The organism is Endobacter medicaginis (assembly GCF_014192375.1).
GTDB lineage: Bacteria > Pseudomonadota > Alphaproteobacteria > Acetobacterales > Acetobacteraceae > Endobacter > Endobacter medicaginis.
In genome coordinates, this window is record NZ_JACHXV010000009.1 from 61,419 (window position 1) to 77,803 (window position 16,385).

13 protein-coding genes are annotated in these 16,385 nt (G+C 69.4%); 5 read left to right on the top strand and 8 right to left on the bottom strand.

From position 1 onward, the window contains the following. Nucleotide 1: 1 nt before the first annotated feature. Nucleotides 2–463 carry a Fur family transcriptional regulator gene (locus FHR90_RS12140; RefSeq protein ID WP_176626760.1) on the bottom strand — a complete coding sequence of 154 codons (462 nt, stop codon included), beginning with the start codon at nt 461–463 and terminating at the stop codon, nt 2–4. 115 nt (nt 464–578) lie between these two features. Here FHR90_RS12140 and FHR90_RS12145 point away from each other — a divergent pair, with 115 nt between their 5' ends. After that, on the top strand, nt 579–1,943 hold the full coding sequence (locus FHR90_RS12145; protein ID WP_183275319.1) for a hypothetical protein: 1,365 nt from the start codon (nt 579–581) through the stop codon (nt 1,941–1,943). On the opposite strand, the gene FHR90_RS12150 is transcribed toward FHR90_RS12145, so the two are convergent. Genes FHR90_RS12150 through FHR90_RS12180 form a run of 7 tightly spaced genes read right to left on the bottom strand, consistent with a single transcriptional unit; the run spans nt 1,925 to nt 10,240 of the window. Then, nucleotides 1,925–2,476 carry a hypothetical protein gene (locus FHR90_RS12150; protein ID WP_183275320.1) on the bottom strand — a complete coding sequence of 184 codons (552 nt, stop codon included), beginning with the start codon at nt 2,474–2,476 and terminating at the stop codon, nt 1,925–1,927. The genes FHR90_RS12145 and FHR90_RS12150 overlap by 19 nt on opposite strands. 7 nt (nt 2,477–2,483) lie before the next feature. Next, nucleotides 2,484–4,193: an adenine deaminase gene (gene ade, locus FHR90_RS12155; protein WP_176624924.1), complete on the bottom strand. Its 1,710-nt coding sequence runs from the start codon at nt 4,191–4,193 to the stop codon at nt 2,484–2,486. Beyond that, nucleotides 4,190–6,853, bottom strand: coding sequence for a molybdopterin-dependent oxidoreductase (locus FHR90_RS12160; RefSeq protein WP_221188268.1), 2,664 nt, complete (start codon nt 6,851–6,853; stop codon nt 4,190–4,192). Before FHR90_RS12160 ends, ade begins: the two co-directional genes overlap by 4 nt. Further along, nucleotides 6,850–7,656, bottom strand: a complete 807-nt coding sequence (locus FHR90_RS12165) for an FAD binding domain-containing protein (RefSeq protein WP_176624041.1) — start codon at nt 7,654–7,656, stop codon at nt 6,850–6,852. Before FHR90_RS12165 ends, FHR90_RS12160 begins: the two co-directional genes overlap by 4 nt. 3 nt (nt 7,657–7,659) lie before the next feature. Further along, entirely contained in the window at nt 7,660–8,766 is a 1,107-nt protein-coding gene (locus FHR90_RS12170; protein WP_176624039.1) for an S-(hydroxymethyl)glutathione dehydrogenase/class III alcohol dehydrogenase, read from the bottom strand. Next, nucleotides 8,766–9,137, bottom strand: a complete 372-nt coding sequence (locus FHR90_RS12175) for an FKBP-type peptidyl-prolyl cis-trans isomerase (protein WP_176624037.1) — start codon at nt 9,135–9,137, stop codon at nt 8,766–8,768. The genes FHR90_RS12170 and FHR90_RS12175 overlap by 1 nt, the downstream gene beginning before the upstream one ends. 29 nt (nt 9,138–9,166) lie before the next feature. Next, on the bottom strand, nt 9,167–10,240 hold the full coding sequence (locus FHR90_RS12180; protein WP_176624035.1) for a threonine aldolase family protein: 1,074 nt from the start codon (nt 10,238–10,240) through the stop codon (nt 9,167–9,169). Between the two features lie 264 nt (nt 10,241–10,504). Here FHR90_RS12180 and FHR90_RS12185 point away from each other — a divergent pair, with 264 nt between their 5' ends. The 4 genes from FHR90_RS12185 to FHR90_RS12200 all read left to right on the top strand — a co-directional run bounded on the left by FHR90_RS12185 (nt 10,505) and on the right by FHR90_RS12200 (nt 16,381). Continuing rightward, entirely contained in the window at nt 10,505–13,141 is a 2,637-nt protein-coding gene (locus FHR90_RS12185) for an MMPL family transporter (RefSeq protein ID WP_183275321.1), read from the top strand. Between the two features lie 37 nt (nt 13,142–13,178). Then, a complete protein-coding gene (locus FHR90_RS12190; protein ID WP_176624781.1) occupies nt 13,179–14,837 on the top strand; it encodes a histidine kinase famiy protein in 1,659 nt (552 codons plus the stop codon). Nucleotides 14,838–14,962: 125 nt separating this feature from the next. Beyond that, complete coding sequence (locus FHR90_RS12195; RefSeq protein ID WP_176624783.1) at nt 14,963–15,268, top strand: hypothetical protein; 306 nt, start codon at nt 14,963–14,965, stop codon at nt 15,266–15,268. Nucleotides 15,269–15,349: 81 nt separating this feature from the next. Then, a complete protein-coding gene (locus FHR90_RS12200) occupies nt 15,350–16,381 on the top strand; it encodes a DUF3667 domain-containing protein (protein ID WP_176624785.1) in 1,032 nt (343 codons plus the stop codon). Nucleotides 16,382–16,385: the final 4 nt, after the last annotated feature.

Below are 16,385 nucleotides of genomic sequence, written 5' to 3' on the forward strand. Positions count from 1 at the left end.
ATCAGGCCGACACACTCTCCGCCGCGCACCTGGCGCACAGGCCCGGCACCTCGAGCGCGCCATCGCCGACGACGAAGCCATGCAACCCCGCGGCCCGCGCGAGAGCCGACTGGATACCGGAATCCTCCAGCTCGACGACGCTGCCGCAGCTCCGGCAGACCAGCAACTGGGCAGGATGGGCGTGATGTCCGCCGCCCGCACAGCTGACGAAGGCGTTCTGCAGGGCCAGCTTGTGCACCAGCCCGTGCGCAAGCAGGAAATCCAGCGCGCGATACACGGTCGGCGGCGCCGCCCCGGCATGGCGTAGCCGCAGCTGGTCGAGCAGCTCATAGGCGCCGACCGGCCGGTCCGCCTCCAGCACCAGTTCGAGCACCAGCCGCCGCAGCTCGGTCAGTCTGCCGCCCTGCCGCGCACAGTTTTCCGCAGCGGCATCCAGGCGTTCGGCTGTGGAAGCGTCATTCATCGCCGTCTCATCGGATCAGCAGCCCGCTTCGTCAAGGCGTTTACCATTTGTCCACCATCAGCGGCGCAGAATGAGGACGACGACGGATAACCCGGCCTGAGGAGGGTCGAACATCATGCGCAATGGTTTGCTTGGCCAGATTGCCACACCGCCAGCCGGAACCTTGCTCCACGAGGCCTTGCTGCGCATGGGCGAGGCGGACTGGAACGGCGCTCATCTGCTGCTCAGCGAAGCGCTCGAACAACCCACGATGCAGCGCGATGCCCGGCTGCTGCTGTCGGAGGTGTGCCAGGCGCTCGGCGAACACGAGGCGGCGCTGCAGCACCTGTCGGAGGCCCTCGCGCAGAATCCGCTGACCTCGCGCGGTCTGCCCGGCGCCGCCGGCGTGCCGGCCCGCCGGCGCGTGCTGATGCTGGCCGTGCCCGGTGATTTCCAGGCCAACCTGCCGCTGGCGATGCTGCTCGACGATCCGCAGACCGAGCTGCACACGCTCTGGATCACCGATCCGGCGCTGATCCTGTCGGACCCGTGGCGTGCCCGTGCGCTGGTGCCGCGCGGCCTCGATGTCGTCTTCACCGTGATCGCCCAGGACGAACGCCACACCGATGCGCTGCGCGCGGCGGACATGCTGATCGCCACCCTCGGCCTGCCGTCGCTCAACAATCCGCGCCTGATCTCCGGCCTATCGCGGATCGAAGCGGCCTGGATGCTGTCGGGCTGCGCCGATCTGGTGGTCCCGCAGCCCCGCCTGCTGAGCCGCAAGATGCTCGCCTGCGAGACGATCGGACGCGACGGCACGGCGGTGCTGATCCGCCCGGAGCACTCCCATGCCGGGCTGGGCCTGGCACGCATCGTCGACGCCCCCGGGCGCGACAGCTATCTCGCCGCCCATGCCGACGAGACCGGCTTCATCCTCACCCCTTTCGTCGACACCCGATCACCGGACGGTCTGTTCCGCAAATACCGGGTGGTGTTCGTCGACGGCAGATGGCTGCCAGTCCACATGGCGATCCACTCGGACTGGGCAGTGTGGTACTACAACGCCAACATGCAGGCGCATCCCGGGCGCCGCCGCGAGGAGGAAGCGTTCCTCGCCGACCCCCGCGCGGTGCTGGGGGAGGCGACGCAGCGTGGCCTCGACCATATCGGACAGCGGATCCGCCTGGATTATTTCGGCGTCGATTTCGGCGTCGCCCCCGATGGCCGCGCGGTGCTGTTCGAGGTCGAGACCGGCATGGTCGTGCATCATGCCGACGACCCGGCGATGTTCGGCTACCGACTCGAGGCGGCGCGGCGGATCCGATGCGAGGTCGAGCTGATGATCGACCGTCGGATCGAACGACGCGGTGCGGCCGAGCGCCGCAGCTCCGTCCGCGCGATCCAGAACCCGAACGTCTACACCGTCACCCGACGCCGCCCACCGCCGCGTCTCAGCGCCTCCGGCGACCCGCTGGCCGGCGCCTACCTGCCGGAGGGCTGATCGGGGAGGTCGGTTGCTGTGCTGTCGCTGGCCGCGGCGGCCTGCCAGGCAAACACGCACAGCCCTGGCAGCAGACACAAGGTCACCAGCCCACCGCCCAGTCGCATCGCAACCCCTCCGGCCGCCAGTGCGGCGATGCGCAGCAGCAGCGTCGCCGTCCGCGACCAGCCTGGGCGCTGCAGGATCGTCGCTGCCGCCGGCGCCAGCGCACAGGCGGCGACAGCCAGGGGCGGCACCAGCCGGGCCGCCAGTCCGGCATCGAAGCCGCGCAGCATCGCCTGCACGGCGACCGCACGCGCGCCCCAGTCCGGCGCGAGCCATGACAGCACCGAGGCAACCAGCCCGAACGGCAGCGCCGTGGGCCCCAGCACGTCACGCAACAGCAACACGAACCCGATCAGCAGTGCCGGCAGAAGTGCGAGGGATGCCGCCAGCAGACAGCTCATGAGGATGACCCCGGCCGCCAGCAGGCTCGACAGGGTATGACCCGCTCCCCGTGCCGGATCGGGACCGGGGGCCGGCGTCTGGTTCATCGCGGCGTCACCCCGGATCGAGCAGCGCCATCCGGTCCACGTCCACCAGACCGCGATCGGTGATCTTGAGATGCGGGATCACCGGCAGGGTGAGGAACGCGAGTTGCAGAAAGGGTTCGGCCAGGGTGCCACCCAGGCCGGCGGCGGCCGCACGCAGGGTTTCGAGGTCGCGGGCGACGACCTCGAACGGACGGTCGCTCATCAGCCCGCCGATCGGCAGTGCGAGCTCGGCGAGCACCGCACCGTCGGCAACGACGACAAATCCACCGCCGATCTCACCGAGGCGGTTCAGCGCGATGACCATGTCGGCATCGTCCATGCCGACCGCGCAGGCATTGTGGCTGTCATGGCCGACCGAGGAGGCGATCGCCCCGCGACCCAGGCCGAAGCCACGCACGAAGCCGCAGGCGCGGTTGTCGTTATGACCATGTCGCGCCACCACGCAGACCTTGGCGATATCGGCAGCGGCGTCCGGCAGCACCGTATCACCCGCGATGGGCAGGGTGGCGGTGAGGTGTTCGGTGATGATGCGGCCCGGGACGATGCCGATCACCGGGCGGGTGGCAGGGCCACGCACGCGCAGGACCGACGCGTCGACAGGAGCGGCCCGCATGCTGTCGAGCCCGACCGGGGCGATCGTCCGACGGGCCTCGAACAGCGCCGGCGTCACCTCGCGCCCGGCGCTGAACACCGAGGCCACGCGGCAGGTATGGAGATCGTCGAGCAGCACGATATCGGCGCGCCTGCCGGGTGCGACGAGGCCACGGTCGCGCAGGCCGAACGCCTGTGCCGCACTCCAGCTCGCGGCACGGTAGGCGGCGAGCGGCGGTGCGCCGGCGGCGATGGCCCGCGCGATCAGGTAGTCGATATGGCCTTCATGCAGGATCTCGAGCGGGTTGCGGTCGTCGGTGCAGAACGACATGAACGGGGATGAGGCGACGCTCAACAGCGGGGCGAGGGCGGCGAGGTCCTTGCAGACGGAGCCCTCGCGGATCAGCACATGCATGCCCTTGCGCAGCTTTTCGGCCGCCTCCCCGGCGGTGGTGGCCTCATGATCGGTCGTGATGCCTGCGGCGAGATAGGCGTCGAGCCCCCTGCCCTGCAGCAGCGGGGCGTGGCCGTCGATATGCCGCCCGGCGAAGGCGGCGAGCTTGGCCAGGCAGTCCGGATCGCGGCCGATCACGCCCGGAAAATTCATGAATTCCGCCAGGCCGATCACCTTGGGATGGTCTCGATAGGCCAGCAGGGCGGCAGCATCGAGCCGCGCGCCGGACGTCTCGAGCGCGGTGGCCGGCACGCAGGACGAGAGATTGACGCGCAGGTCCATCACCGTTTGATCGGCACAGGCCAGCATGTAGTCGAAGGCGGCTGTGCCAAGCACGTTGGCGAGTTCGTGCGGATCACAGATCGCGGTGGTCACACCGTGCGGCAGCACGCAGCGGTCGAATTCCAGCGGCGAGATCAGCGAGGATTCGACATGCAGATGGGTGTCGATGAAACCCGGCACGGCGACGCGGCCTGCGCCCTCGAAGCGGCGTGTCCCCTCGAAACGGCCATAGGTGCCGACGATCACGTCGCCGCAGATGGCGATGTCGGTCTCGACGAGATCGCCGCTCGCCATGTCGAACAGGCGCACGTCGCCGATCACCAGATCGGCCGGCATCTCGCCCGCGCCCTGCGCGATGCGTCGTGCCAGCAGAGCGGCGGTATCGGTCATCTCGACATCTCTCCTGACTGCTCGCGAATCGCCGCCCAGATGCGGTCGGCGCGCATCGGCAAGCTCCGCGGCCGCACACCGGCGGCCCGGGCGATGGCGTTGGCCAGCGCGGGGGCAACCGGGTTGAACGGGCTTTCGCTCATCGACTTCGCGCCCAGCGGGCCGGTGGTGTCGTAGGTGTCGGCGAACAGCACCTCGGTGCGCGGCAGGTCGGCCATGCGCGGCACGTGATAGGAGCGGAAGGACGGGTTGGCGATGCGCCCGGCCCCGTCGATGCGGACCTCCTCCATCAGCGCACCGCCGATCGCCTGCGCCACCCCGCCCTCGATCTGCCCGCGGCACTGCATCGGGTTGAGCACCACCCCGGCATCCGCGGCCTGGATGGAGGCGACAATGCGCCACTCGCCGCTGTCGCGGTTCACGGCCACGCGAAAGGCCTGCACGTTGAAGGCGACCGAGCGCGGCGAGCCGTCGCTGTATCCAGATCCCGACAATGTGCGTCCACGCGACGCGGCGCGGGCGGCGATCGCGCCCGGATCGGTGCCGAGCTGGTGATCGGCGGCGAAGGCCTCCATCTCGGCCTTCAGCGCAAGGGCGGCACGGTGACAGGCGAGGCCGGCGATGACGATGCCCGCACTGCCATAGGCGCCGGTATCGTGCGCGACCGCTTCGGTGTCGCCATGGCGCACGCGGATGCGGGTCGGCTCGATGCCCAGCGTGGTGGCGACGAGTTGGACATGGGTGGTCACACTGCCGTTGCCGAATTCGGCGGTACCGACATCGAGATCGACGCCGCCATCCTCGCGCAGCGTGACGGCGGCATGCGCGTAATGGCCGCGCGGCGGGGCGGTGTCGATCAGCGCGATCGCCATGCCGTCGCCGAGATGCCAGTCGCCATCGCCGAGTTCGGGCGTCTGTGCGCGATCGAGCGCGTCTCTGGCGAGGACGAGGCACTGATCCAGTCCGTAACTGCCGAAGGTCACGTCATGCGGGGTGTCGTGATGCGAGATCATCGGATCACCGGGGCGGATCATGTTGATCTCGCGCAGGCGCCACGGATCGATTCCGGAGGCGATGGCGAGCTCGTCCATCGCGGATTCGACGGCGAAGATCGTCTGGCTGAGCCCGTAGCCGCGAAACGCGCCCGAAGGCGGCGTGTTGGCATAGACCGAGACTCCATCGACGAACTTCGACGGGCAGTTGTAGACGATCATCGACTCGTTGCAGCCGTGATGCAGCACGCCGGGTGCGTGGTTGCCATAGGCACCGGTCTCGGCGAGCACGTCCATCGCCAGACCCAGCAGACGGCCCTGCGCATCGGCGCCCATGCGCACACGGATCTGCATCGGATGGCGGGTGGACGCCCCGGTGAAGGCCTCCTCGCGGGTGTATTCCAGCGCCACTGGCCGGCCGAGGCGCAACGTCGCCAGCGCGATGATGTCCTCGACGATGAGCTCCTGCTTGCCGCCGAATCCGCCGCCGACGCGGTCGCAGAACACGCGGATACGCTCGCGCGGCATCTGCAGCATCCTCGCCAGCGTGTCGCGGGTCAGGAACGGCACCTGGGTGGAACTGCGGATGACGAGACTGTCCTCGCCGGCGGCATCGCGTTCCAGCCAGGCGATCCCGGCATGCGTCTCCAGCGAGGCGTGGTGCAGGCGCTGGGTGGTGTAGGTGCGATCGACGACATGTGCCGCACCGGCGAGGACCTCGTCGATCGTCGCATGCGGGCCGACCTGCCCCTGCACGCGGGCAGCGACGTTGCGCGGGGCATGGGCATGCAGTTGCGGCGCGCCCTCGTCCTGCACCGCGGTCGGATCGAGCAGGGCGGGAAGGACCTCGTAGGTGATGTCGAGCGCGGCGCAGGCGGCCTCGGCGATGGCGGCCGTGTCGGCGATGACCGCGGCGACGCGCTGGCCGGCGAAGCGGATCAGCGGATCGAAGATCAGCGTGTCTTCCGGGTCGTCGCGGAAGTTCTCGTGCCTGCCGGTGGAATACGGGAAATGCGGCACGTCCTCATGGGTGAGGATCAGGCGCACGCCGTCGATGGCCAGTGCCGCGGCGCGGTCGATGTGCAGGATGCGCGCGCTGGCGTGCGGACTGCGCCGCAGACGGGCGTGCAGCAGGCCATCAGGCGGGGCGTCCATCGCGTAGCGCACGGTGCCGCTCACCACGCCGCAGGCGGCGGGCGGCGGGGTGGAGGCGCCGATGCCGACACGGTCGTCACACCGCGCGATCCCGTCGAGCGCGTCGGCGATCGGCGCATAGCCGGTGCAGCGACAGATATTGCTCTTGAGCGCGCGCGCCGGATCGGCGGCCTGCACCGCGTCGAAGCCGGCAATGGTGAGGATCATGCCCGGTGTGCAGTAGCCGCACTGAAAGGCTCCGGAATCGATGAACTGCTGTTGCAGGGGGCAAAGTTCGCCACCTTCGGCGAGGCCCTCGATGGTGGTGACGGCGTGGCCTTCGGCGCGGAAGGCGGGCATCACGCAGGACTGCACCGCCGCACCATCGACCAGCACCGTGCAGGCGCCGCAATCGCCGGCATCGCAGCCGCGCTTCACACCGTTGCAGCCCTGCGCGCGCAGGAACGTGCGCAGACACTGGCCGGGGGTCGCGGGCGCCGTGACGGCGCGCCCGTTGAGAACGATGGAGATCATGTCCGCAAGGCTTCGGCGATCTCGCCCGCCAGCGCGATGGCGCGGTCACGCTTCCAGGCAGGCGCGCCGTGGATGTCGTCGTGCAGGATGTCGGGGGACAGCGCATCGGCGGCGGCGTGGCGCACCTGTTCGGCGGAGGGCAAAGTGCCGAAATCGAGGCGCAGAGGGCGCTTCGACGCGGCGGTGATGGTGAGACTGAAACCGCCGTCGCCGATCGTGCCGATCAGCAGGGCGGCGGAGCGGCCGTAACGCGTTAGAGAGGCCTGCCGAAGGACGCCTTGGCGGGCCAGGGCGGCGTTCGGGACCAGGATCGATTCCAGCATCTCGCCGGGGTGCAGGCGGGTGGTGAGAAAGTCAACGATGAAGTCTCGGGCGGGAAGGTCGCGCAGCGCACCACCGGGCCCGCGCAGGCAGAGCAGGCCATCGAGCGCCACCATCAGCGCCGACATGGGGCCGGCGGGAAGGGCGAGACAGAGATTGCCGCCGACGGTGGCGACGTTGTGCACCTTGAACGAGCCCCAAAGACAGTGCACGGCCGGGGCGAACAGCGACATGGCCGGCGAGGCGACCTCGAGCGAGGCGAGTTCGGCGAGACGACAGGTCGCGGCAATGCGCAAACCGGCCGGTTCGCGTCGGGCAGGCGACAGACCGAGGGCGGCGAGGTCGATCAGCCTGCGGGCGGCGGGTTGCGGCTCGGAGAACAGATAGGTGCCGCCGCCGAGCATCACGTCGCCCGGCTGCCAGGCGGGCAGCGCCTCGACGCTGCGCGGCCGGACGATCTCGCGCACGCCGTGCAGGTCCATCGTCTAGTAGACCACCACCGAGCGGATGCTCTCGCCCCGGCTCATCAGGTCGAAGCCCTCGTTGATGCGCTCGAGCGGCAGGCGATGGGTGATCAGCGGGTCGATGCTGATGCGGTTGTCCATGTACCAGTCGACGATCTTCGGCACGTCGGTGCGCCCCCGCGCGCCGCCGAAGGCGGAGCCGATCCAGCGGCGGCCGGTGACGAGCTGGAACGGGCGGGTGGAGATCTCCTGACCCGCACCGGCGACGCCGATGATGGTCGAGACCCCCCAGCCTCGATGCGCGCATTCCAGCGCCTGGCGCATCAGCGTGGTGTTGCCCACGCATTCGAACGAGTAGTCCGCCCCACCCCCGGTCAGCTCGACCAGATGGCCGACGAGGTCGGGATGGTCCTTGGGATTGACGAAATGGGTCAGGCCGAAGCGGCGCGCCATGGCCTCGCGCTCGGGGTTGAGATCGACGCCGACGATCATGCCCGCGCCGACCATCTTCGCGCCCTGGATGACGTTCAGCCCGATGCCGCCGAGGCCGAACACCACCACCGAGGCCCCGGCCTCGACCTTCGCGGTGAACAGCACCGCGCCGATGCCGGTGGTGACCCCGCAGCCGATGTAGCAGGCGGTGTCGAACGGGGCGTCGGGCCGGATCCTGGCCAGCGCGATCTCCGGCAGGACGGTGTAGTTGGCGAAGGTGGAGCAGCCCATGTAGTGCAGCACGGGCTTGCCTTTGTAGGAGAAGCGCGAGGTGCCGTCGGGCATCAGGCCGCGCCCTTGCGTGGCGCGGATCGAGGTGCAGAGATTGGTCTTGCGGCTCAGGCAGCTTTTGCACTGCCGGCATTCGGGCGTGTAGAGCGGGATGACGTGGTCGCCAGGCTTGAGCGAGGTCACGCCCTCGCCGACCTCCACCACCACGCCGGCGCCCTCATGGCCGAGGATGGCAGGAAACAGCCCCTCCGGATCGGCACCCGAGAGGGTGTATTTGTCGGTGTGGCAGAGCCCGGTGGCCTTGATCTCGACCATCACCTCGCCGGCACGCGGGCCTTCGAGCTGCACGGTATCGACGACGAGGGGCTGGCCTGCCTCAAGCGCGATGGCGGCGCGGACGTCCATCAGGCGAAGCTCAGCAGTTCGACGTCGAAGGCCAGCGTCGAATTGGGCGGGATCACCGCGCCGGCACCACGCGCGCCGTAGCCGAGCTCGGGCGGCAGCACCAGCAGCCGACGCGAACCGGTCTTCATTTCGGCCACGCCCAGGTCCCAGCCGGGGATCACCTGCCCCACGCCGAGGCGGAAGCTGAACGGCTGGCCGCGATCGCGCGAGGAATCGAACTTGCGGCCGATGGTGTCGCCCTCGACGAGCCAGCCGGTGTAATGCACCTGCACGGTCTGGCCGCGCTGCGGGCTGTCACCCTCGCCGGCGCTCTGCTCGTGGTAGCGCAGGCCGGACGGGGTATCGATCAGGGCCGGCAGGGTCTCGGGCATCGAAGCGACTTCCTTTTCTTGTCTCGCATCTATCTCGCGGTCGCGAGCAGGGCATCCACATCCGCCGCCTCGGTATCCCAGCCGCAGACCAGACGAATGATGCCTGGCTGGTGCGGCTGGCCGGCGTCCGCGTCGTCCCATCTATAGAAACCATAACCCGCCTGCGCGAGGCTGGCGACGGTTCGGCCGGGCAGGCGGATGAACACCTCGTTGGCCTGCACGGGATGCACCAGCGCTGCACCCGGCAGTGCCGACAGCCCCTGCGCAAGACGGGTGGCCATCGCATTGGCCCGCGCGGCGTGACGCAGCCACAGATCGTCGTCGAGCAGGGCGAGGAGCTGGGCGGCAAGGAAGCGCTGCTTCGACCAGGTCTGACCGGCCCGCTTGCGGCGGCGGGTGAAATGGTCGGCGAGACGCTCGTTGAAGAACACCACCGCCTCGGCGGCGATCGCACCGTTCTTGGTGCCGCCGAACACCAGCACGTCGACACCGGCGACCAATTCGGCCGGAGCGCAGCCCGTTGCGGCGACGGCATTGGCAAAGCGCGCGCCATCCATGTGCACGGCAAGGCCGTGGGCACGGGCGAGCCCGGTCAGGGCGACGATCTCGTCCGGCGTGTACACGGTGCCGGCCTCGGTGGCCTGGGTGAGGCTGAGCACGGCGGGCAGGCAGGCGTGCTGGCCCATGCGGGCGGCTGTGGCGATCGGGGCGGCCAGCGCGTCGGGGTCGAGCCTGCCATGGGCACCGGGCAGTCCGACGATCTTGGCTCCCCCGGTGTAGAATTCGGGTGCTGCGCATTCATCGCCGACAATATGGGCGTCCTCGTGGCAGAAGATACTGCCGAACGGGGGCGTGAGCGCGCTCAGTGCCAGCGCGTTCCCAGCAGTGCCGGTGGCGACGGGAAACACCCGCGCAGGGCGCTCGAACAGGGCGCAGAGCCGGCGTTCGAGCTCGGCCGAGAGGGTATCGGCGCCGTAGGAGGCGACGGCGCCACCATTGGCGCGCTCGATCGCTGCCAGCACCTCGGGGGCTGCCGGGGAGACGTTGTCGCTGCTGAAATTGCGTCGGGTGGCCGGAACGGCAACCTCGATCCCTGCGTGCATGCGCCAGACTCCCGCTTCGGCATGGTGATGTCGGGACCATGCTCATGCCGCGTCGGAGACGGTGTTTCAAGGCCGCCGGCCGGCACCCCTCCCACCGCGGCAGGTGATGCAAGCATGTCGCAGGTCCGCGGCAATCAGGTCACGTGGGTTACGAAATACGACGATTTCGCGTTAAGCCGCCGCATGTCTTCTCCTGCGCCTGTCCCCAGCCCGGAACTTCCGCCGCAGCCCGCCCCGCTGAGCGCGTCGGCCCAGGCACATCCGATGGCCACCGCCCTGGCGCGGATGGCGCGGTTCTGTGCGCATAACGCGTTCTGGGTGATCGCGGTCTGTGCGCTGCTGATGGCCGGAGGAGTGGCGGCGATCGGCACCGATCTCGGCGTGAGCACCGATACCGGCAAGCTGTTCAGCAAGCACCTTCCCTGGCGGGTGCGGCAGCTGCAGATGGAGAAGGCCTTCCCGCGCAACCAGGATACGCTGATCGCGGTGGTCTCGGGCACCGTGCCGGAGGCGGCGGAGGCCGCGGCGGACGGGCTCGAGCACGCGCTGGTCGGCCAGAAGACACTCTTCAAATACGCGCTGCGACCGGATTCGAACGCCTATCTGCGGCGCAATGCGCTGATGTTCCTCTCCCCCGACAAGCTGGAGCCGCTGCTCGACAACACCATCGCCGCCCAGCCGTTCCTGGGCCAGCTCGCAGCCGATCCGTCGGCGCGGGGGCTGTTTGGCGCCCTGGGGCTGATCGCGGACGGGATCTCGGCGGGCCAGGGGCCCGGGGCCGGGTTCGACAAGCCGCTCGAAGGGTTCGCGGGCGCGCTGCACGCGGCGGCCGACGGCCATCCCGCCCCGCTGTCCTGGCAGCGTCTGTTGACCGGGGATCTGGCCGACATGGCCGGCAAATACCGCTTCGTGATCACCCAGCCGAAGCTCGATTATGGCTCGTTCGCGCCCGGCGGCAAGGCGACGGACGCGATGAAGGCCGCCATCGCCGCGCTGCCGGAGGTGAAATCCGGGCTGGCGGAGGTGCATATCACCGGGCAGGTGGCGCTGGACGACCAGGAATTCGCGACCGTCGCGCAGGGCGCGGTCAAGGAGCTGATCGGCTCGCTGCTGGTGGTGCTGGTGTGGCTGTTCCTGGCGGTCAGGAGCTGGCGTTTCGCGGTGCCGATCCTGATCGTGCTGCTGTTCGGGCTGCTGATGACCACCGCCTTCGCCGCCCTCGCGGTGGGCACGCTGAACCTGATCTCGGTGGCGTTCGCCATCCTGTTCGTCGGCATCGCGGTGGATTTCGGCATCCAGTTCTCGGTGCGGTTCCGCGAATATCTCCAGCCCAGCCTGGTGACCACGGGCCGGCGGCCGAAATTGCGGGCGACCAACACCGACCGCGAGCGCGCACTGGGTGTGACCGCGCGGCGGGCGGGCACCGAGATCCTGATCGCGGCACTCGCCACCGCCGCCGGCTTCCTCGGCTTCACCCCCACCGCCTTCATCGGCGTCGCCCAGCTCGGGCTGATCGCCGGGGTGGGGATGATGATCGCGTTCCTCTCCACCCTGACGCTGCTGCCGGCGCTGCTGCGGGTATTTCACCCGCGTGCCGCACGCGCGGAGACCGGGTTCAGGCTTACGCGGCACGTCGACGGCCCGATCGCGCGGGCGCACCGCTTCATTCTCGCCGGCGCGGGGATCGTCGCCTTCGCCGGGCTGGTTCTGCTGCCGAAGCTGAGTTTCGACGGCGATCCGCTGCACACGCAAAGCCCCGATGCGCCGGCGGTCAAGACGCTGAACCTGCTGCTGACCGACCCGCTGACCACGCCCTACAGCGCCGATATCCTGCGTCCCGACCTGCGCTCGGCCGACGCGCTGGCCGCACGGCTGCGCACGCTGCCGGAGGCGGGCGAGGTGCTCACGCTGTCGAGCTTCGTTCCGCAGGATCAGGACAAGACCCTGCCGATGATCGCCGATGCGGCGTCGCTGCTGTTGCCGACCCTGTCGCCGCCCGAGGTGAAGCCCGCGCCCGATGCGGCCGCGCTGCGCGCCAGTGCGCAGGCCGCCGCCGACAAGCTGGCCGCCGTGCGCGGCAGGCTGCCGCCGGGCTCGCCGCTGGCGGGCATCGCCGACGACCTCGCGCGGCTGGCGAAGGCGCCCGATTCGCTGCTGATGGCGACGAACGACGATCTGGTGCGCTACCTGCCGGCTCAGCTCGCCACGCTGCGCGACGCGCTGGCCGCGAAGCCGGTGGGGCTGGCCGACGTGCCGGGGGACATGAAGCGCGACTGGCAGCTTCCCGACGGGCGCTCGCGGGTCAACGTGACGGTGCATGCGGGCGAGGACGACAATGCCGGGCTGCACGCCTTCACCGCCGCGGTGAGGCAAATCGCGCCGGATGCGACCGGCACGGCGTTCAACATCGTCGAGAGCGCGGCGACCGTGGTGCATGCATTCGAGGTGGCGGCACTGAGCGCGCTGGTGGCGATCGCGGTACTGCTGCTCATCACGCTGCGCCGGGTCAGCGACGCGGCACGGGTGATGGCGCCGCTGCTGCTGTCCGCACTGGCCACCGTGATCTGCTCGGTGCTGCTGCCGCTGCCGCTTAATTTCGCCAACATCATCGCCCTGCCGCTGCTGCTCGGCGTGGGCGTGTCGTTCAACATCTATTTCGTGATGAATTGGCGGCATGGCGAGACGAAGCCCCTCGCCTCGCCGACGATGCGGGCGATCTTCTTCTCGGCGCTGACCACCGCCACCGCCTTCGGCTCGCTGGCGCTGTCGAAGCATCCCGGCACGGCCAGCATGGGCGAGCTGCTGCTGCTGAGCCTGGCGGCGACACTGGCCTCGACACTGCTGTTCGTGCCGGCGATGCTGGCGGCGAGCGGGAAGCAGCCGGTGGATCCCACGCTATAGGCAACCCCGCGTTGCACGAGGACGTTCGACACCACCGATGACCGAACGGCCACCCCCGGAGAAGACAGCCCACGACCGCCATGGCACCGCCGTGCTGCCGGCCTCGGGAGGATTTGTCTCGGGAGCGACGCTGCCCGACATCGACGACACCCACAACGGCATCTTCGTCGCCGCGGTGGCGACGACGCGAATGCCGATGATCGTCACCGATCCGAACCTGCCCGACAATCCGATCGTGTTTGCCAACCCCGCCTTCCTGGCGATGACCGGCTATGGGCGCGAGGAGTTGCTGGGCCGCAACTGCCGCTTCCTGCAGGGGGCCGAGACCGACCCCGATGCCGTGGCGGAGGTGCGCTCGGCGGTCGCCGAGCGACGCGAGACGGCAGTCGAGATCCTGAACTACAAGAAGAGCGGGGCGGCATTCTGGAACGCGCTGTTCGTCTCGCCGGTGTTCGATCTGGACGGCCGGCTGCTGTATTTCTTCGGCTCGCAGCTCGACATCACCCGCAGACACGATGCGGAGGAGGCGCTGCGTCAGGCCCAGAAGATGGAAGCGGTCGGCCAGCTCACCGGCGGCATCGCACATGATTTCAACAATCTGCTGACGGTGATCCTCGGTTTCGGAGAAATGGTCATCAATCAGCTCGACCGGCCGGAGACGTTCGATCCGGCGCGGGCGCGGCGGGCGATGTCTGCGGTAATGGCGGCGACGGAGCGCGGTGCCACGCTGACACAGCAGATGCTGGCGTTCGCGCGCCGGCAGAAGCTGGACGGGCGGGTGGTCGATCTGATCGAGCTGGTCAGGCGGATGCGGCCGGTGATGGAGCGCACGCTCGGCCCAGGCATCACGCTGGAGCTGTGCGACGAGGACGGGGCTGCCGGCTGCACCGCGCGGCTCGACCCCACGCAGGCCGAGCTCGCGGTGGTCAACATCCTGGTCAATGCGCGCGACGCGATGCCTGACGGTGGTCGCCTGCGCATCGAGACCGCCAGTTGCGTGGTGTCGGCCGAGGACCAGGGCTATGGTCGGCTGCCACCGGGCGCGTATGCGATGCTGACGATCACCGACAGCGGCACCGGCATGTCGCCTGAGGTACTGAGCCGGGTGACGGAGCCGTTCTTCACCACCAAGGATCAGGGCCAGGGCACCGGGCTTGGCCTGTCAATGGTCTACGGGTTCATGAAGCAGTCGGGCGGGGCGCTGCGGATCACCTCCGAGCCGGGCCACGGGACCACCCTGCGGCTGCTGTTCCCGCGCGCGCATGCGGCCGCGGAGGCCATCACGACCCCGCGCGCCGAAGCGGCCGAAGGTGGCGACGAGACCATCCTGCTGGTCGAGGACCAGCCCGATGTGGGCGATTATGCCGAGGAGGTCCTGGCCGGTCTCGGCTACACGGTACTGCGCGCCGGCAATGCTCAGCAGGCGCTGGAGCGGCTGGAGGCGGTGCCGGGGATCGAGCTGCTGTTCACCGACCTGATCATGCCCGGGGGCATGAACGGGGTGATGCTGGCCCGCGAGGCCCGCCGGCGGCGCCCGGGGCTGCGTGTGCTGCTGACCACCGGCTATGCGGAATCGTCGATCGAGCGCGTCGACGCGGGCGGCCAGGCCTTTGACCTGATCGAGAAGCCCTACAAGGGGCGCGATCTCGCCCGCCGCGTTCGACGGGCGCTGACAGGGGCGAATGGCATCGGATGAAGCTGACCCATCGATCAAAATCGCGTCAGCATGTCGCCGCCGGCTTGTCCGGGGTGTGTAATGAGGCCACGTCCCTGTCAGGACAAAGGAACAACGAAAGGCGGTCCAGCGCGGCCGGCACGGGGATGGTCTACAGTTACCTTGCGACGGGCGAGCGTCGCGGCTTCGCCGCACATCCCAGCCGTGACAGCGCGATCCGCTTCCTGATCGGCGAGGCGGATGCGGAGGTGGCGCCACACCTGCATCTGTCGCGCGACGGACAGTATCTCATCGACGGCGCGCAGGCGGCCGAGGGCGTGTTCTGCATCTTCGATACCGAGGCGCGCGCCCGCGAATTCCTCGCCACTCATCCCGGTGCGGGGGCCGAGCTGGAGCGATCGCTGCGCGCAGCCTTGCGGGGCGAGCATGCGGCGATGGCCGTGTCGGCCTGACACCCCCCGCAACGGGGCCTTGGCCAGATCGGGCGGTTCGTGGTCTGCTGGACCGATACGACCCCATAACGGCGAGGCCAGGTGTCCGGACACGCCGCACTCCACGATCCCCATGACGATGCCCGTTGTCTGAACTGCGGCACCACGCGCGTCGGTGCGTATTGCCATGCGTGCGGACAGTCCGGACATATCCATCGCACGCTCGGCGCCTGGTGGCATGATTTCAGCCATGGCGTGCTGCATGTCGAAGGCGCGGTGTGGCGCACACTGGTGCTGCTGCTGCGTGCACCGGGGCAACTGACGCGGCGCTATATCGACGGCGAGCGCCGGCGCTTCCTCGCCCCGCTGCCGCTGTATCTGTTCTGCGTCTTCGTCCTCTATATCGTCTATGCCCTGCTGGGGGCACCATCGATCAGGATCGATCCCGAGCTTGCCGAACGCACCGGCGCCCCGGTCGAGGCGCAGCTCGCGCGGGTGGACGCGGCGATCGCGCAGGGCGAAGCGCTCCCGGGGCCCGAGGAACAGCGGCGCGTCAGCATCAGCGCGCCGGGAGAGCCGGCGAGCACCAGGTCGCTGGCCGAGCTGCGCGCCGAACGGCAGGAGCTGCTGCGGGTCAGGACCGTGCTCGACGGGCTGCATGGCGACCCGAAGGAGGAGATCGTGGCGTTCCTGCGCCTCCACCCGACCGGCTGGGGAATGCTGGACCGGGGCCTGCTGCGCGCGGCCGAGGATCCAGACTTCCTGCTCTTCAAGCTCGAAGCCAATGGCTACAAGTTCTCATGGGCCCTGATCCCGGTCTCGGTGCCACTGATGGGCGTCCTGTTCGCCCGGAGGCGCGGCACCACCCTGTTCGACCATGCGGTGTTCGTCACCTATTCGCTGAGCTTTCTGACGCTGCTGCTGACGGCGCTGCTGCTGCTCGCGCGGCTGCATGTGCCGCACCGGCATCTGCTCGCCTGGGCGTTCCCGGCACATCTGTATGCGCAGACACGCGGCGCCTACGGGCTGTCCTGGTTCGCAGCCGCCTGGCGCAGCATGGCGATCATGGTGATCGCGGCGGTGGCGCTGCTGGTGTGGGTGCTGCTGCTGCTGGCGCTGGGGTTCGCCGAGTAGCCGC